14 protein-coding genes are annotated in these 18,070 nt (G+C 45.4%); 11 read left to right on the top strand and 3 right to left on the bottom strand.

Annotated features, from left to right (window positions below; translation table 11 throughout):
* Positions 1–13: 13 nt before the first annotated feature.
* The 8 genes from PN836_RS15410 to tldD all read left to right on the top strand — a co-directional run bounded on the left by PN836_RS15410 (position 14) and on the right by tldD (position 10,841).
* Positions 14–1,057 (top strand): rod shape-determining protein, encoded by a 1,044-nt coding sequence (locus PN836_RS15410; protein WP_395339879.1) that lies wholly within the window; start codon positions 14–16, stop codon positions 1,055–1,057.
* 26 nt (positions 1,058–1,083) lie between these two features.
* Positions 1,084–1,986: a rod shape-determining protein MreC gene (gene mreC / locus PN836_RS15415; RefSeq protein WP_395339882.1), complete on the top strand. Its 903-nt coding sequence runs from the start codon at positions 1,084–1,086 to the stop codon at positions 1,984–1,986.
* Positions 1,976–2,452, top strand: a complete 477-nt coding sequence (gene mreD / locus PN836_RS15420) for a rod shape-determining protein MreD (RefSeq protein WP_395339884.1) — start codon at positions 1,976–1,978, stop codon at positions 2,450–2,452. The genes mreC and mreD overlap by 11 nt, the downstream gene beginning before the upstream one ends.
* A 41-nt stretch (positions 2,453–2,493) precedes the next feature.
* A complete protein-coding gene (locus tag PN836_RS15425; protein ID WP_395339886.1) occupies positions 2,494–3,057 on the top strand; it encodes a Maf family protein in 564 nt (187 codons plus the stop codon).
* Positions 3,054–4,532, top strand: coding sequence for a ribonuclease G (gene rng, locus PN836_RS15430; RefSeq protein WP_395345701.1), 1,479 nt, complete (start codon positions 3,054–3,056; stop codon positions 4,530–4,532). Before PN836_RS15425 ends, rng begins: the two co-directional genes overlap by 4 nt.
* A 76-nt stretch (positions 4,533–4,608) precedes the next feature.
* Positions 4,609–8,574 (top strand): YhdP family protein, encoded by a 3,966-nt coding sequence (locus PN836_RS15435; protein WP_395339889.1) that lies wholly within the window; start codon positions 4,609–4,611, stop codon positions 8,572–8,574.
* Positions 8,567–9,403: a carbon-nitrogen hydrolase family protein gene (locus PN836_RS15440; RefSeq protein ID WP_395339891.1), complete on the top strand. Its 837-nt coding sequence runs from the start codon at positions 8,567–8,569 to the stop codon at positions 9,401–9,403. The genes PN836_RS15435 and PN836_RS15440 overlap by 8 nt, the downstream gene beginning before the upstream one ends.
* Positions 9,396–10,841, top strand: coding sequence for a metalloprotease TldD (tldD, locus tag PN836_RS15445; RefSeq protein WP_395339893.1), 1,446 nt, complete (start codon positions 9,396–9,398; stop codon positions 10,839–10,841). The genes PN836_RS15440 and tldD overlap by 8 nt, the downstream gene beginning before the upstream one ends.
* A gap of 60 nt (positions 10,842–10,901) precedes the next feature.
* On the opposite strand, the gene PN836_RS15450 is transcribed toward tldD, so the two are convergent.
* Positions 10,902–11,654: an MBL fold metallo-hydrolase gene (locus PN836_RS15450; RefSeq protein ID WP_395339896.1), complete on the bottom strand. Its 753-nt coding sequence runs from the start codon at positions 11,652–11,654 to the stop codon at positions 10,902–10,904.
* Positions 11,655–11,695: 41 nt separating this feature from the next.
* The gene (locus tag PN836_RS15455) at positions 11,696–11,989 is read right to left on the bottom strand and encodes a YebG family protein (protein ID WP_395339899.1); all 294 of its coding nucleotides are present in this window, start codon (positions 11,987–11,989) and stop codon (positions 11,696–11,698) included.
* Between the two features lie 136 nt (positions 11,990–12,125).
* Here PN836_RS15455 and PN836_RS15460 point away from each other — a divergent pair, with 136 nt between their 5' ends.
* Both PN836_RS15460 and PN836_RS15465 read left to right on the top strand, forming a co-directional pair.
* Complete coding sequence (locus PN836_RS15460) at positions 12,126–12,689, top strand: HAD family hydrolase (RefSeq protein ID WP_395339901.1); 564 nt, start codon at positions 12,126–12,128, stop codon at positions 12,687–12,689.
* 148 nt (positions 12,690–12,837) lie between these two features.
* Entirely contained in the window at positions 12,838–14,709 is a 1,872-nt protein-coding gene (locus tag PN836_RS15465; RefSeq protein ID WP_395339903.1) for a helix-turn-helix domain-containing protein, read from the top strand.
* Positions 14,710–14,725: 16 nt separating this feature from the next.
* Here the strand turns inward: PN836_RS15465 and PN836_RS15470 are convergent, their stop codons facing one another.
* Complete coding sequence (locus PN836_RS15470; RefSeq protein ID WP_395339906.1) at positions 14,726–16,945, bottom strand: GspE/PulE family protein; 2,220 nt, start codon at positions 16,943–16,945, stop codon at positions 14,726–14,728.
* A 481-nt stretch (positions 16,946–17,426) separates the two neighbouring features.
* Here PN836_RS15470 and PN836_RS15475 point away from each other — a divergent pair, with 481 nt between their 5' ends.
* A complete protein-coding gene (locus PN836_RS15475; protein WP_395339908.1) occupies positions 17,427–18,065 on the top strand; it encodes a cohesin domain-containing protein in 639 nt (212 codons plus the stop codon).
* Positions 18,066–18,070 lie beyond the last annotated feature (5 nt).

Consider the following 18,070-nt stretch of genomic DNA (forward strand, 5'->3'; position numbering starts at 1 on the left):
ATAAAGGCACTCCATGTTCAAAAAGCTCCGAGGTATGTTCTCAAACGACCTTTCCATTGATCTGGGCACTGCAAACACGCTGATATACGTAAAAGACCAAGGTATTGTGCTAAATGAACCTTCCGTGGTAGCTATTAGGCAAGAGCGCGCTGGTGGTCCAAAAAGCGTGGCAGCGGTTGGGCATAACGCTAAGCAAATGCTTGGTCGCACGCCCGGTAACATTAAGGCTATTCGTCCAATGAAAGATGGTGTAATTGCCGACTTTTACGTGACTGAAAAAATGCTGCAGCACTTTATCAAGCAGGTGCATGACAACAATTTTCTGAGACCCAGTCCTCGTGTTCTAGTATGCGTCCCATGCGGCTCAACACAAGTTGAACGTCGCGCTATTCGTGAGTCAGCGCTTGGTGCAGGTGCCCGAGAGGTTTACTTAATTGATGAGCCAATGGCGGCGGCTATTGGCTCAGGTCTGCCGGTTTCAGAGGCCACTGGCTCTATGGTGGTTGATATTGGCGGTGGCACAACCGAAGTTGCCATTATCTCATTGAACGGCGTGGTATATTCATCATCGGTCCGAATTGGTGGTGATAAATTCGACGAGGCCATTATCAATTATATTCGTCGTAATTTTGGTTCATTGATTGGTGAAGCAACCGCTGAACGAATCAAACACGAAATTGGCGCGGCTTACCCCGGTGAAGAAGTCAAAGAAATTGAAGTGCGTGGTCGCAACTTGGCGGAAGGGGTTCCCCGCGGATTTAACCTTAACAGTAATGAAATACTCGAAGCGCTACAAGAACCGCTATCGGGCATCGTAAGTGCAGTGATGGTTGCTCTTGAGCAGTCTCCTCCAGAGCTCGCTTCAGATATTTCTGAACGCGGCATGGTGTTAACCGGCGGTGGTGCATTACTAAAAGACCTAGACCGTTTGCTAATGGAAGAAACAGGTATTCCAGTGGTGATTGCTGATGATCCGCTAACCTGTGTGGCGCGTGGCGGCGGCAAGGCCTTCGATATGATTGATTTGCACGGTGGCGACCTCTTTAGTTATGAGTAGGGCAGCAATGAGCCTGTCCATTAAATATGAATGAAGTCTTCCCTCGAGGCCAATCCCTAATCACGCGCCTCGCCTTGGTGCTATCATTTTCCGTGCTAGCGATGTATTTAGACACGCGCGTAGAGAGTGTTAGCACTGCGCGCGCATACATGACCTCCCTTGTAAGCCCCTTGCAGTATATTGCAGATATGCCGGGCGCTCTGCTCAACTGGAGTGCTACGCGATTCACATCCCGACAGCACTTGCTTGATGAAAATGAACGTTTAACGGAGCAAATTACGCTCATGAACGAGCGCTTGCAGAGATTCCAAGCATTGCAGCAAGAAAATAATAAGCTCAGAGAATTTTTAGATGCGCCGGTGCAAGAGCAAACCTACAAAATGATCGCCGAGCTTATGGCAGTAGACAACAACCCCTACAGTCATCAAATTGTTATCAATAAAGGCGCGCTAGATGGCGTATATTCAGGTCAAGCAGTGCTGGATGAAAGCGGTATTATCGGACAGGTGATCGAGGTTGGGACAACCAATAGTCGAGTATTACTTATTTCGGATGTGACCCATGCCATTCCCGCACGGATAAGCCGCAATAATGTGACCGTCATCGTATCTGGTGTGGGCGACATAAATGAACTATCGCTAGATCATGTTCCTCACAGCATCGATTTAAAGCTCGGTGATGTGCTCATCTCTTCCGGTCTTGGAAATGTATTTCCGCAAGGCTACCCAATTGCTACGGTGTCGGAAATTGTGCGTGATGAGACGCAGCCCTTTGCACAAGTTAAAGCGCGTCCAATCGCTAAACTCGATCGGATCAAGTATTTATTATTGCTATGGTCAGAATCAGACGCGCCAGAAAATTCAGTTTCCTCCTCTGGGGATATCTCTCAGAGCACTGAGAATGAGGGGGAAACAGTTGATGAAAGGTAATAGCACCTTCATATTCACCAGCATTATGATTGGGCTAGTCTTGCAAATCATTCCAATGCCTGCGCAAGCGGACGTTTATCGCCCAGATTGGTTGTTGCTCATATTGTGCTACTGGGCTATGGCTCTGCCAAATAGGGTCAGTGTGGGCATTGCGGGTCTCACAGGGGTAATTCTTGATTTGCTATATGGCACGGCGTTAGGAGTACATAGCTTTGCCCTTGCCATCCCTATATTTATTGTTGCGACTAACTATCAGCGAATGCGCAATCAATCCATTTTACAACTCGCACTAACCGTTGGCGTGCTGTCTTTCGTGTATCACCTTCTCATTTATTGGCTTCAGTTTTGGCTTACCAGCATTGAGTTTCGTATCGAGTTTTTATGGCCAAGCATAAGCTCCGTGCTCATTTGGCCCTGGATGTTTTGGTTACTGAGAAAGTTTAGACGTAAGTTCGGAGTGTCCTAGTGAAGGGGGCACAGCGTTGCGGCTTAAGTAAAGCATGGGATATGCAAATAACACTCGCCTCAGCCTCACCGCGACGACAAGCCTTATTGAAACAAATATGTGCTAACTTTAGTGTTGTCCCTGCAAATATTGATGAGAAAAGGGGAAAGGCTGAAAGCCCAGAGCACCTAGTTAAACGTCTTGCCTTAGAGAAGGCGAAAGCCGTATTTGCACGTCATTCTACAGGTATCGTGCTAGGCTCTGACACCTTAATCGCAAAAGATAATGAGGTACTCGGTAAGCCCCGTGATTGCGCAGATTTTTTATCAATGATGAAGGTTTTGTCTGAATCTAAACATCTTGTATTAACCGCAGTCGCCGGTGTTGCTCATGGGCAAGAGGACTGTGAGCTTGTCGCAACTGAGGTGACCTTCGCTAAAGTAAGTACTGCTGATGCACAAGCTTATTGGCAAACGGGAGAGCCACAAGATAAAGCCGGTGGTTATGCCATCCAAGGTTTAGCTGAGCAGTTTATCAGTCATATTAGTGGCAGTTACAGCGCAGTTGTGGGTTTGCCTCTATATCAAACTAAGCAGCTACTAGAGAGGTTTCACTCATGGACATAAGTGCCGAATTGCTCATCAACGTTACGCCCTCCGAGTCACGAGTTGCATTAATTGAGAACGGTATTCTCCAAGAAATTCATATAGAGCGACATACTAAAAAAGGCATAGTGGGCAATATTTACCGAGGTAAAGTTATCAGAGTCCTTCCCGGGATGCAGGCTGCCTTCGTTGATATTGGACTAGATAAGGCCGCTTTTTTACATGCCTCTGACATTGCGGTGCATGAAGAGCTAAAAGAAGAGGTAAAAGATGAGGTGGCTTCGAGTCAGCTTGAGCGAAAAGATATTAGGGAGTTGGTACGAGAGGGGCAATTTATTGTCGTGCAAGTCATCAAAGATCCTATCGGGACTAAGGGAGCGAGACTGACTACAGATATTACCTTACCTTCGCGATATCTGGTATTTATGCCAAGCGTGACGCATGTAGGGGTATCACAGAAAATTGAAGATGAAGCAGAGCGAGAAAGGCTAAAAGCGCTAGTGGCGGATTTGTGCGATGAAAATGGCGGCTTTATTTTACGTACCGCTGCAGAAGGGGTAAATGGACGTGAGCTGCGCCAAGACGCAGAGTTTCTTCGCAGACTTTGGAGCAAAATAGAGTCGCGTAAAGGCAAAAAAGAATCCAATATATTGTACGAAGACTTACCTGTTGCACGTCGAGTATTAAGAGACTTTGTGGGTACGGAAGTTGAACGCATTCGCATTGATTCTAATCTCACCTTTCAGGAACTTATTGCTTTTACCAAAGAATATGTGCCGGAATTAAGTGATAAGCTTGAGTATTATCAAGGCGACCTGCCCATATTTGATTTATATGATGTTGAGAATGAGCTGCAGCGAGCGCTGGGACGCAGGGTGGATCTCAAATCAGGTGGCTACATCATTATTGACCAAACAGAAGCCATGACCACCATCGATATTAATACTGGCGCGTTTGTTGGGCATAGAAATTTGGAAGAAACGATTTTTAACACCAACATTGAAGCCACACTGGCTATTGCACGACAGCTTCGCCTTAGAAACTTAGGCGGCATGATCCTCATCGATTTCATTGATATGATGGAACCTGACCATCAGCGCCGTGTCTTACATTCACTTGAACAAGCCATGGCTAAGGATAAAGCGAAGTCGAATATTTACGGTTTTACACAGCTTGGCCTTATTGAGATGACTCGCAAACGTACGCGAGAATCCCTTGAGCATCAATTGTGTGGTGAATGTCCCGCTTGCTTAGGCCGAGGTTCTGTTAAAACGATTGAAACTATTTGTTTTGAAATTACGCGCGAAGTCGTTCGAGTGAGTCGCGCTTACAACGCAGACAAATTTGTTGTCTATGCATCTGTGCCCGTGGCAGAGGCTTTGTTAGGCGAAGAGTCGCATATATTGGCAGAGTTGGAAGCCTTCGTTTCAAAGCAGATTAAAGTGCACACGGAGCATTTGTATCATCAAGATAAGTTTGATGTTGTGATGATGTAGTGAGCTTTGCAAAGTTTCAGAAAGTGGATTAAGTCGTCGGGCACGACTTTAGGTAAAAGAAGATGAGTGAAGCACGTTGAGTAAATCAAGCAAATATGCGGCGTTGGCTCTGAGGCAGCTTTGGACAGCTGCTGCAGTTGCGCTCGTTATTATTGCTTTGGGGATTAGCTTGCTGCGCTATTCTTTGCCGTTGCTGGATGATCGAAAACATCTTATCGAGAATTATGTACTCACCGAGTACGGCGTTGATTTGACCATTGGGTCGGTCTCAGCGATGTGGAAAGCAAGCGGTCCCTCACTTCAATTTACTGATGTTCACTTGCGTCAGAATGAGCAGTCGCCGGTGGCTGTACAAGTACAAAATGTGTATATTGCGGTGGAATTTTGGTCGTCGATATTCAGCAGACAGTTGCAGTCGCGCAAAGTGACGCTGTCTGATTTAAACGTTACTGTTGATGTGAAGCGTCTAGCTGGCGGCAGCAGTGACTTCCCAGTAGTTGATGCATTAGAAAGTCTGTTCTTAGAGCAACTCAGCCAATTCTCAATCACCAACAGCGAACTTTCTTTTGTCAATGCAGACGCACAAAACAAGGTTCGCATTCGCCAGCTGTCTTGGTTAAATCAAGACAACCGGCACCAAGGTCTTGGTGAATTTTCACTGGACGGCTTTGCAAGCAACACTGCGGTATTTGTTCTTGATTTAACTGGCAACATCGAAAGTTACAGCGGAATACTGTATGCAAAGGGGCAAGATTTAGATATTTCTGGTTGGCTAAATGATTTTGTTACTCAACATGAAAGTGATGCGAAAGAGAATGTTCAAATTGATAGCAGCATAAAAAGCGCGGGAAATTTCGAGCTTTGGGCGAGTATAGATCAAGGGCGGTTTACCTCAGTTTCTGGAAAGATTTTACCTAGTCAACTTACCTACACGGATGCAAATCAACTTCCCTTAATAAGTTCAATTTCAGCAGACTTCTATGCGGCGCCACACAAAACCGTGAACGAGCAGAATAAATGGTATTTTGGCATCGATAATTTTAACTTTTCAAAGGAGCTGGATGTACAAAATAGTGATGTTAACGAGGCTTTGATGACGGGGTTTCGGGGGCAATTTACGAGTTTCGATGACATCCAAGTGCACAATACCCAAGCCCTTGAACTCGATAAGCTCATTCCTTTATTGAGTATCTATGACAGCAAAATCGCGACGCTCGCATCTGCTTTGGATATGCGCATAAAAGCGCCAACAGTACAACTCAGTTTCTCATCATCTGGTTTGAATGCAATAGTAAAGGACAGTGTATGGTCTTGGTCTGAGCGCGATAAAATCCCCGGCGTCAATGGTTTGCTTATGGATCTTTATCTAGACGAAAATCGAGGGCTTATCGAGTTGTCAGCCGAGCAAACAGACGTATTTTCGCAAAATATGTTCGAGCGTGATTTAGCCCTTGAAAACCTTGATATTCCAATCTGGCTTACAAGGTCGAATATGTCTCGCAGTGTTGCGGGCGATGACCTACCTAAACGGGTAGCTCAAAAAGGATGGAGCCTAAGCAGCACCGAAGGAATGATTAAAATAGATGGACTATTGATACATCCTGACTTTAGCTATCGCAGCGTTGATAAGGCGCTTTCAGTAATAAGCGACGTTGAGACCTTAGCGCTTGCCCGAGTACCTGAATTTCTGCCAAAGAATCTTATGGGCGAAAACGTTCGACGATATTTATCCCAAGCATTTACAGGCGGCGGAACAGTCGAGGCTGCTCACATACTCTGGCAGGGTGATGCCTCTAAGTTTCCATTTTCGGACAACTCGGGTGTGTTTCAGGCATCGGTGGCTATTGATGATGCAGATTTTGTGTTTTCAAAGGCATGGCCCACGCTTAACGAGCTTGATATCAGTCTGTTGTTTGAAAACAATAGTCTAACGATGCGCGCCGACAGCGGTAAACTTGCTGGCGTTAACTTGACTCATTTGGATGCATCAATTGAAAGTTTAGCTAAAAGTAGTCTGTTAACGATTGATGTGCGCGGGGACAGTACTGGTGAGGACGTGGCGCAACTCATGTTACAAAGCTCTCTGGAGACCTCGCTGGGTAGAGTGTTAAGTGAAGATGTGATCGTAGATGGTGAAGTTAGTACAGATTTACGTCTACTTATTCCACTGGCAGACCCGAATAATACTCGCGCTATTGGAGAAGCGGTGCTAAACCAATCTCAGGTGAAAGTTGCCGCCTTAGGATTAAATTTTGCCGATGCCGATGGGGTAATATCTTTTGACAACGAAGCCTTGAGCATTGATGCGCTAAATGCGACCTTGTTAGACCAAGCCGTTTCCATTTCTCTTCAAGGTCAACAGCAAGAAGAAAGCTATTCGCTCAATCTTGACATAAATGGTCAATGGGATGCAAAGCCCATTGTGGAACGCTATGCTACACACTTAAACGGCAAGCTAAGCGGATCCTTCGATTGGAACTTAGGTCTGGAGCTTGCTTTAACTGGGAAAAACTACCGTTATCAAGCCCAGCTCAATTCTTCTATGTTAGCGCTTGAGTCAAGTTTGCCAGCACCATTTTATAAGTCTGCGCGCGATGCAATGCCACTAAAAGTAGTGGCCCAGGGCGACAATATCGCTTCGACAATTACCGCAAAGATTGGCGGCGATGTCAGCTTTGAAGGCGTCTTACCGCATAAAGAGAAACAGTTTAGCCGCGCCCATTTAGCACTAGGGCAAACAGATTTTGTTGGCATGGGGGTTGGCTTTAGCATCAGTGCGAACTTGGCATCTATTGATTTTGAAAACTGGTATCAGGCAGTCAACGGCTTAACTCGTGGACTAGAATATTCCGAAAAGCCGATTTTCTCCGTTCCCGAACGTATTTTTGCGCAGGCCGATCAAGTATTGATTGGTGGTACCCGCATTACAGATGTAGATGTGACAGCCAAACGCCTCGATCGAGACTGGCGCTTTGATATCAATGCCGACCAAATACGGGGGCAATTGGACATCAGCAGCAATTGGGTTTCTGAAGGTGTGCGCTTCGATGCCGATTATATCAAATTGAGCGATATTGACCTTGAAGCGAGTGCGAAAGAGGACGCTACTGGTTTTGAGCCGCAGTCTTTGCCCATGATCCGCCTAAGCTGTAAGCAATGTGAAGTGGGCTCAGTAAATTTAGGTCGGTTAACTCTGGAGGCAGAACCTAATGACGACGGAATTGAAATTACCCGCCTGGAAGTAGAAACCAAGACAGGTGCTATTAGTGCAACTGGACAATGGTACAAGCGTCATCAAGATCACTACACGTTTTTAAGTGGCGACTTGCGAAGCGGTGACTTTGGACAATTCCTGAGTGGCTTCGGTCTGGATTCGGGCATAAAAGATTCTGGCGCAGCAATGGATTTTAGGTTGACATGGAAAGACTCACCAATGGACTTTGGCTTCGCAGACCTTGACGGCACAGTCGATTGGTCGCTTAGCGATGGTTACATGACGGAGGTCAGCGACAAAGGATCGAGAATTTTTACCTTGCTAAGCTTAAACTCTTTGGTTCGGAAACTGTCACTGGATTTTAGGGATGTGTTCGCAAAAGGATTCTTCTATGACGAAATGCTTGGCAGCATCCAAATCACCGATGGTAAAGCCGACACAAGAGATACTCGAATTGATGGTGCAGCCGGCGAGATTGAGATTTACGGGTACACGGATTTGGTCTCTAAAGAGTTAAACTATAACGTGAGCTTCGCGCCTAATGTGACCGGCAACTTACCTGTATTGGTCTATTTTTTCACCGTCAGTCCTCCTTCTGCGCTTGCTGCCTTAGCGATTGACCAAGTGTTAACGTCGGCCAAAGTGATTTCAAACGTCAATTATTCTGTTTCAGGCACAATCGATAATCCAGTATTGATTGAAACAGGAAGACAAAGTACTGACGTGGATTTACCTAGCCGGCGTGTGCCTGAGCTTGACGAAAATTCAGATGAATTTTTACCACCTACTATCGAAGATTTCCTGCCTTTGGAGCAAGGCGATGGTTGACTTATTTGCGCTACAAATAAATGGAAGTGGTAGCGTTGACAACAATTTGGCAAAGATTGAGAGCATCTTAACGCGTGTTCGCGTCGATGTAAGCAAGCCAGCACTAATAATCTTACCAGAATGCGCAAGCTGTTTTGGCGTTGACGGCGCAACGATGCGAAATATAGCAGAACTTGATGGCAGCGGAGCTATTCAAGAGGCTTTTTCGAGCTTAGCAAAGCGCTTTAATGCGTACTTAGTGGCTGGCACTACCCCCATTATCAACACGCCTACTAATAATAATGATTTCAAATATTACGCAGCTAGTCTTGTGTATGCACCAAGTGGCGACTGTATTGCGCGTTATAACAAGATTCATTTATTCGATGTCGATGTGGCAGATAAAACTCAAGCATATTGTGAGTCGAATACGACTATTGCAGGTAGCCAACTTTCACGTTTTGACAGCCCATGGGGAAATATTGCGCAAGCGGTATGCTATGATTTGCGCTTTGCGACAATGTTTCAATCATTATGCCCCGCTAATGTAGTAGTGATACCCAGTGCATTCACCAAGCTCACGGGCAATGCACATTGGCACGCACTGTTGCAAGCACGAGCAATTGAGATGCAAAGTTACGTGGTCGCCGCGAACCAGGTAGGGCGCCATCAAGATGGACGTGAGACCTTTGGTCACTCTTGCGTGTATTCTCCTTGGGGAGAGCAGCTTAGTATTATTAAAAATGACGAAGGGGCTGCATGTGCAGTCTTTGACGCCAGCATCCTTGATGACATTCGACAACGAATGCCAGTGCAGGCACACCAACAAGAGAGATACACATTTGAATAATTTGGTAAGCGACAATTTGTTACATCAGTCTGGTATTACGCTTGGCGACGTCGATGACATGCTTGGTCAAATCATGGGGCATCGCAACACTTTTGCGGATATGTATTTTCAAAGCTCACAACATGAAAGCTGGGTACTGGAAGACGGTATTATTAAAGACGGTAGTTATAACGTCGAGCGCGGGGTGGGCGTGCGTGCAGTGAATGAAGACAAAACCGGTTTTGCTTATTCAGATGAAATCACTAAAGATGCTTTACAAAAAGCCTGTCATGCGGCACGTACAATTGCGCCTAAAGGTCAAACTCAGGCGATTGCCTCTCTTGAAAGTCTAAGCATTCAGCCGCTATATTCCAACGAAAATCCACTGCAAAAAATGACGGATGAAGACAAAATCGCCTTACTTAGCAGCGTAGATTCGTATGTACGAATAAAAGCGCCTGAAGTCAGTCAAGTTGTCGTGAGTTTAACCGGTGTGTATGAAGAGGTTCTAGTCGCTGCGACAGATGGCACGATGGTGACAGATGTACGTCCTTTGATTCGTCTAAACTGCAGCGTGTTGCTTGAACAAGATGGAAAAAGAGAACGTGGCGCATCCGGTTGTGGTGGTCGCCGAGGCTATGAATTCTTTAGCCAAAACACCGAAAGTGGTATTCCTCGTTATCAACAATTGGCCGACGAAGCGCTTCATATGGCGCGCGTCAACTTAAGTGCCGTGCCCGCGCCTGCTGGGGCTATGCCTGTTGTGTTGGGCTGTGGTTGGCCTGGTGTACTTTTGCATGAAGCGGTTGGTCATGGGCTGGAGGGAGATTTTAACCGTAAAGGTGCATCAACCTTCAGTGGACGCATTGGTGAAAAGGTTGCGTCAAGCGGGGTAACGGTTGTTGACGATGGCACACTGGAAAATCGCCGCGGATCGCTTTCTGTCGATGATGAGGGTACGCCGACTCAGCAAAATATCTTAATCGAAGATGGTGTTTTGCGCGGTTACATGCAAGATAAGATGAATGCGAGTTTAATGGGCGTTGCGCCAACAGGAAATGGTCGAAGAGAGTCTTACGCACATTTGCCGATGCCGCGAATGACCAACACCTATATGCTCGCAGGTGATTATTCTCAAGAAGAAATTATCGCCAGTGTCGATAAGGGCATTTATGCACCGAATTTTGGCGGTGGACAAGTTGATATTACCTCTGGCAAGTTTGTATTCTCTACCTCTGAAGCTTACCTGATTGAAAAAGGCAAAGTCACTCAAGCTATCAAGGGCGCAACGCTAATCGGCAATGGCCCAGAGTCGATGCAAAAAATTTCGATGATTGGAAATGATTTAGCACTAGACGCAGGCGTTGGCGTGTGTGGTAAAGACGGTCAGTCTGTGCCAGTTGGAGTAGGTCAGCCGACCTTAAAAATTGATGAAATTACGGTGGGTGGTACTGCATAGCTAACAGGCAATATTGCTACTTTTAGCAAGATCTTGCTGAGCATCGAATTCAATTAGAATTCAGCGAAATCTCGCAAGCTTTTTCGCCCGGTTAAGTATCGCCTGTTTGTTATTTTGCGCCTTGCGAGGGCTGCGCATTTTAACCTTGTCCAAGACGCTGGGCGCTACTTGTTGCGGTTCAACATGCGCCATCATAATCGTGTAATCACTAAAGTCATATAGCCCTTCAACGGATTGCACATATTCGCTGGGGAGACTCACGGGGTAGGGCGGACAGAGCTCACCCTTCACCTGCACCATCAAGTCAGCAATGTATATGTATTTCATTTTATGATTTGCAAGGCTGATATCCATGCTGGTGTGGCCAGGCGTTGAAACCGCGTGCCAATCTGGAAAATGAGGTACTGGCTGTCCATCGTCTAACATTATATCCGGCTTTAATTGCGATGAATACCATATGCGACGCCGAGTCTGTTTAAGCCTTCCAGCCACCCAATGCGCTAATGCGATATCGATAAGATGAGCAATTCTGCCGGACAAGCCCGCGTACCATTGTTTCTCGAACACGCCTGAAATCACCAAGCAGCCCGCGCGTTCGCGCAGATAGTGTGCGCAGCCAGCATGGTCGGGATGCATATGCGTCACCATTACCACTTTTAGGTCAGTTAATGGACGATGCATCACTTCAACAAAGTGCTTTTCAATCAAGTCAAAATCGGCTCGGCAGGCACCGTCAAGTAACAAGCAACCGTGCTCGTACTCAATCAGGTATATGTTCTGAATGTAGCCTTTTAAATGATGAACTTTTGCCAAAGTGTTCTAACGTGCTTTAGAGAAGATGGGCTATGTAAGCCTTAGGCTTGTTTCTTTTGCTGCATGTCTACAATGTCTGCTTTTTCTGCTTCCAGTATGCTATCTGCATCCGTACCACGGAGTAATTTTGCCACTGCATCTTTGTTTTTGGCTAGCAATATCGACAAATCCTCTGCAATCTGATCGTCCAGCTCAATGCCTTTATGCTGAATATAAAGGCTTAAATTGTCGGCGATGCCCAACATTTTGTCGTATTGGTCTGCTTCTTTTTTGTCAGTAGTTACCAATTTATCGATTCCTTTATGTTGCACCACGTACTGCGTGATTACGGCCATGTGGATCTCCTCTGGTTAAATCCATACGTCATCATACGATAACCAACTGTATAAATAAACAGGTTTTAAAGATTGGTCTTGTTAAAGGAATATCAACTATTAAATAAGCTGAACTCAGGATAAGAAGTAGCGCTCATTGTTTAGTTTTTGTGGTGTAAAAGGCATTATTTTTGATTTGGATGACACATTGGTGCACGCTAATCTGGATTTCAAACAGATAAAATCGGAACTCAATTGCCCGACTGATAGCGATATTCTGGCATATATTGACAGCATACCCTGTCCACTTGAAAAAAAACGTGCAATTGACCTTGTGTTAAGACATGAATTAGAAGATGCAAAAACTGCGCGGTCGATAAAAGGTGCAACACACTTTATTGCGCAGGCGAGAGCGCATGACCTACCCTTGGCCATAGTGACGAGAAACTGCAGAGCCGCGACAGATATCAAGCTACAGAATACCAACATCGAAGTAGATATCGTGATAACGCGAGAAGATGCACCACCAAAACCTGATCCTCACGCTATTTTACAAATTGCTGCATTATGGGGACACTTGCCAGAAAATATCGCTTACATCGGCGACTACATTTACGATATACAGGCTGCGCACAATGCCGATGCGCAAGCATGGTTGTTCACGTTTTCGCCAAATTACAGTCGATACTCAGATAACTTGACGCGAGTATTCAAAGAATAAATTCATCATTTCAATAGCTTAAGAAACATTTTAGAAATGTCAGCGAAAATCGAATTGTCGCGGTTTCGCCCGCTTATTAGCATCTGAGGCGTCTGGTTCGAAGAACGAACCTTTGTCATCGTTATTGTTTGTCGTTCAAGGATTGAATATGCAAATCTCTCAGCCTCTATCTTATTATCCTGAGTTCTTTTCAGTCACTGTGACGGTGGCACAGCTAATCATCTACAGTGTCTTCACGCTGCTAATCTTGTGCATCATTTATGCGAGCCGAGGGCTATCTCAATCGGTATTCCGATATCTTCAAGCTCATCTCGGATTCAAAAGGTCAAAGCAAGATTGCAACGCGAGGCAGATAAAATCCCCTGACTGCAACGATGACGGTGACCCTGCATTAATTGATATGTCAAAAATGCTCGACAAAGTCGTCGATAGCATGTTGCATTCACAATATTTAATGAAGGATAAAAAGCGATATAGTTCCGTGTACCAAACGCCTTTCAGAGACAACTTGATTACACTGAAAAACCTGTCAAACGAATTGAGACGAAACGCCTTAACGGAGCAAGTTGACGGCATCAATCTCGCCCACAATCCATCGTTTGATAACGCACAACCAAGAAATAAGCGCCGTGGGGCATCTAAAATCGTGTCTAGCGTGCAGATAGTGCAAGATATCTTACCACCCTTGCAAGATTACGCTATGCGCTCAGGCATATCGCTAAGCTTCAGCGAGCAAGCTAATGGGCAACTTAATATGCCATCGGGTATAAGCGATAAGTTACTGCGTAAACTGATTCTAAATGCCATTCGGTATAATCCGGCTGGTACGAGTATCACCTTGCAATGCGCTGCAAACGAGCATTTTTTGTGCTTCACTATTCATGATAACGGCACTGGCGTCTGTGCAAGGTATACAGACAAAGTCTTTCAGCAAAATAGTCGTAAGCACATTCCTCGCTTGCGCCGACTCTCTGATGCTGAAACACAACTCGATCTTTCGACAATTGCCTATGTCGCGAGACAATTTAATGGAGAGCTGTCAATTAGGTCTGCGCTTGGCATAGGCACGAGCGTAACGCTTATGTTGCCACTCCAACTGGTGCAGCCCAGCCCTCATTTAGCTAAAAAAATCCCCAGAGTGTCAAGCTCTGCAAGCCATCAGGTGCGAGTGAGCGCGCGCAAAAAAGCGGTATTCATCGGTAAGCACGAGTCTGTGCATAACAAATTGGACGAACGTTTTTCTGAATCATATGCGTGGTTTGCCTTTTGTTCCATCGACCGAGCGCTTGCTGATATCTTTGATATTTTGCCTGACATCATTATCGTTGATTTTAGTTGGCAAAACGCCCTTTGTGTTCAACTCTCCGAGTTTCTAAGAGCCTCTAATGAGTTTTCTACAACGCCCCTAATTATGCTGACCAGCTCGGTTGATACCAGAGCAAGAGTGGCTGCATATAGCGCGGGCGTAACAGCCATTGTAGAGAAGCCCTTAGATGTTGACGAGCTAAAAGTGGTAATGGAAAACGTGCTGGAAACAAAGCGCTTATTGATGCGCGCTGATAAACAGTCGAATAATGATACTAGAGATGACGCAAGTGAAGGCTTTACTTATTCATACAGCTCTCGGTCTGATAAAAAGGAATCACAAGCCACGGTTGAAGAGCCGCAAAGCACCTCCTACGAGACTCAACAACTTGCGACTCAGGACATGTTTTGTAGACAGTTAGAAAGCTTAATAGGCGAACATTATCAAGACGAATCACTCAAAGTTTCTGATATTTCGACTTTAATGCACATGAGTGAAAAGACCCTGCAGCGTCGTATTAAAAAGCATTATAATTTAAGTTTTAAACTGTTTTTGCGTCAATATCGCCTTGAAAATGCGCGTCGACTATTGCTTGAAGGTAAAGGTATTACTGAAGTGAGTTTTGAAGTGGGTTATAGCTCAAGCTCATATTTTGGGAAGTGTTTCAAACAGTGGTATGGCTATCCGCCCTCGTTTATTTCAAGGGCGGACTAAGGTGTATCTTTGTGTTTTAGTCGTGACCACCTAAAATTTGAACCTGTGCGATATCGGTATCTCCTTTGAGTACTTTCAATATGGCGTCTTGCGTCAGTGTGCGCATGCCGTCACCCATCGCCTGAGCTTTCATTTCCGACACGGCAGACTCTTTATACACTAAGGAGCGTAGTTCAGAGGTCATACCCAACAGCTCATGCACGCCCGTTCGGCCTTTATAGCCAGTGTCGCCGCAATTATCGCAGCCTTTCGCTTTGTGCAGTTTGATGTCTTGTTCAAGCTCAAGCTCGGCAAAATACTCCTCGCCATATTGGCGTTTAAGGAAGGCTATGTCGTCCTCACTCGCAGGGTATTCTTCCTTACAACTTGGGCAAAGTGTTCTGATCAGGCGTTGCGCAAGAATACCGACACACGCGTCTGAGAAATTCACTGGATCCAATCCTAAATCTAACAAACGTGTAATGGTTTCCGGAGCTGAATTAGTATGCAGTGTTGATAATACTAAGTGACCGGTAAGTGACGCTTCTATCCCTGCATGGGCGGTTTCTTTATCCCGCATCTCACCGATAAGAATAATATCAGGGTCGGCACGCAAGAAAGCACGCAGTGCATTGGCAAATGTAAAACCAATTTTTGGACTAACTTGCACCTGCTGAAGACCTGCTTGGGTAATCTCTACAGGATCCTCGGCTGTCCATATTTTTTTGTCCGGCGTGTTCAAATAGCCTAAAATTGCATGCAAAGTGGTGGTTTTACCCGAACCAGTTGGCCCAACCACCAGCATGATCCCATGAGGTTGCTTGATCATGGTCTCAATCATATTCATGTTACGAGGCGAAAGGTTCATTTTCTCAATTGGCATAGCGCCACCTGTCGCCAAAATCCGCATGACTACGCCTTCACCCGCAACGGTAGGGATGGTTGCAACACGCACCTCAACGGCTTCACCGCCAAGTTTAAAAGCAAGTTTGCCATCCTGTGGAATTCGTTTCTCGGCAATGTTTAAGCTAGACATGATTTTTATTCGCGCAACGACCGAGTTGTGATGCGAAGCGGGCACTTGATTGATATCTCGTACAACCCCATCAACGCGCATTCTGACTCTAGTGGGACCGCCTTTTTCTGGGTCAATATGAATATCTGAAGCGTTGAGTCGTTTCGCATCATGTAGCACACGGCTGACTAAACGAACCACCGCAGGCGCATCTTCACCTAAGTCGTCTGACTGTTCGTCGACTTCATCGGATGAAGTGCCGATTTCATCCAAGATGTCATCCATTTCACCTGGACCACTACCCCCAACGTTTTCACCCAAGTATTTGAGTACATGATTAGGCAAGGATACTGCGATTTCATAGCTATCAATGCCCAGTGCGCTTTCTATTTCCATTAACAGAGCTGCGTTGTTGGGCTCAGACATAATCACAATGATGTTTTCATGCGCATCTGCAATGACCGCAACAAAGTTACGTTTTAGGTATGACAAATTAAGTCGACTGTCGCTTTGATACATGTGATACGTATCAGGAAGATAGTCAATGTAAGGCACTTGATAATGCACAGACAAAGCGCTTCCAATGTCTTTTTCTTCGACGCGATGCTCGCTGGTCAGACGCGTCACGATATGTTTCACATCGTTTGATTTAGTCAATTCTTGAACAATCTGATCGGTCACCAGCCCCCTGAGCGCTAAGTAATCGAAGGGATTCTTTGTTCCCCCCAGCTCGTATCGGAATTTATCGCCTAAAATATCCGCTATCTGCATTCCGACATCAAGGTCGTTTTGGTCAAAATTACTGTCGTTTTTGTTGATGATTTGCATCACGCCCATCATCACGCCTGCGTTCATAACGGGAATACACAAAATGTTTTCGGTCTTGAACTGGCTGGCCCGGTCAAACTTTTTGTCAAAGCGCAAGCGCATGTGAATATTTGAAAGCTGGGTATCATCATAGGGATCATTAATGATGAGAGGCTGCTGAGACATGGCCACGTAACCTGCTATCGACGCTGGACTGATCGGTACCTTGATCTCTTTCGTTTCTTGGCCTGTTTTAAAACGCGCAACCAAGTCTTGCTGCTGGGCACGTTTTTGAAATAGCGACATCCGCGACGCACCAAAAATTTCCAGTATCATTGGCTCTAGCTTTTCATAGGCGGCCATTAGGTTCGGAAACTCTTTTAATTGTGCCTGCAGATTTTGGAGCACGGGTGAGTTAGGTACGCTATCGAACATATAGAAAAAAGGTTCCAGTCATTTGATCCACTTCATAGAATTAACTATCGGCAATTGTGTGCAAAGTCTTGAGCGCTTAAACCATAACATTCACATCTTTTCAGCACTTTGCTTGTAAGAATATCCTGCAAATTCACCATCATCAACTGTCCGTCGGTTGGAATTGCCACACTCAGAGCCGTCTCTAAGTGTCAAACATACCGTATAAATTGATATGAATGTTAAAAATAACTAATTGATTTACATATACTTTATGTTTTCCTTATATTTTTATTATTTTTTTCACAGGTAAGTGATACACACAAACACAATACTTCAATCGAGTTTACGTTCGCCAGCTTGTCGCGCTCGAAGATGCTTGCTTTGCCATGGTATCTAAAAGCCGAAAATGCCGGATCCAGCTTTACATCAATCCTTTGATGAGACGCCCGATCAAGCGTTAACCGAACCACATTTTATGCAATATTTAAGGGACATAAATATGACTTTATTATCATCTCGTATTGGTTTTTGCTTTGTTGCACTGTGCTTGCTATTCCATTCGCAAAGCGCCAAAGCCTTATTGATTTCCATCCAAGCGTCACCGAGTACCGTTAGTGTTGGTGACACCATCGATATTGAGTTCTGGGCTTCTGACCTTAACCCAGATTTGATTGCTGCATATGATTTTGACCTGAGTTTTGACAGCACATTGGTCACTTATGTAAGCGCATCATTTTCTAACTTTCTAGGCAATGATGACTTCTTCTCGTTCGCTGATGTTATTCAAAGTGGCAACTCACTCAATCTAAGTGAATTGTCTTTTTTAAGTGATGCCGAGTTAGGCGATAGACAGTTTATGGCGCCTAGCGGTGATAATCCAGATGAAAGCTTTATGCTTGCTAGCTTGAGTTTTTCAACACTAATGGCCGGCACCACGTCCTTTTCAATCAGTGCAGACGGCCTCGGGCAGGGTTTTATCGGTGCGGACTTTGAACAAATTGACGATGTATTTGAGCGTCGTGAAGTAAGCGTCGACATCGAACCGCTAGCCACCTCTGTGCCTTCACCTACCGCATGGGGTCTGCTGATATCTGCTATTGCCCTAATCATTCTGCTTCGCGCAAGCGCCCGGGAGTAAAAATC

It is taken from the genome of Ningiella algicola (assembly GCF_028401415.2).
In the GTDB taxonomy this organism is placed as follows: Bacteria; Pseudomonadota; Gammaproteobacteria; order Enterobacterales; family Alteromonadaceae; genus Glaciecola.

Coding starts and splice junctions, on each gene's coding strand:
- PN836_RS15440 (WP_395339891.1), top strand. CDS start 8,567: ATGGTTGACTTATTTGCGCTACAAATAAATGGAAGTGGTAGCGTTGAC.
- PN836_RS15475 (WP_395339908.1), top strand. CDS start 17,427: ATGACTTTATTATCATCTCGTATTGGTTTTTGCTTTGTTGCACTGTGC.
- PN836_RS15470 (WP_395339906.1), bottom strand. CDS start 16,945: ATGTTCGATAGCGTACCTAACTCACCCGTGCTCCAAAATCTGCAGGCA.
- mreC (WP_395339882.1), top strand. CDS start 1,084: ATGAATGAAGTCTTCCCTCGAGGCCAATCCCTAATCACGCGCCTCGCC.
- PN836_RS15410 (WP_395339879.1), top strand. CDS start 14: ATGTTCAAAAAGCTCCGAGGTATGTTCTCAAACGACCTTTCCATTGAT.
- PN836_RS15465 (WP_395339903.1), top strand. CDS start 12,838: ATGCAAATCTCTCAGCCTCTATCTTATTATCCTGAGTTCTTTTCAGTC.
- PN836_RS15455 (WP_395339899.1), bottom strand. CDS start 11,989: ATGGCCGTAATCACGCAGTACGTGGTGCAACATAAAGGAATCGATAAA.
- mreD (WP_395339884.1), top strand. CDS start 1,976: ATGAAAGGTAATAGCACCTTCATATTCACCAGCATTATGATTGGGCTA.
- PN836_RS15425 (WP_395339886.1), top strand. CDS start 2,494: ATGCAAATAACACTCGCCTCAGCCTCACCGCGACGACAAGCCTTATTG.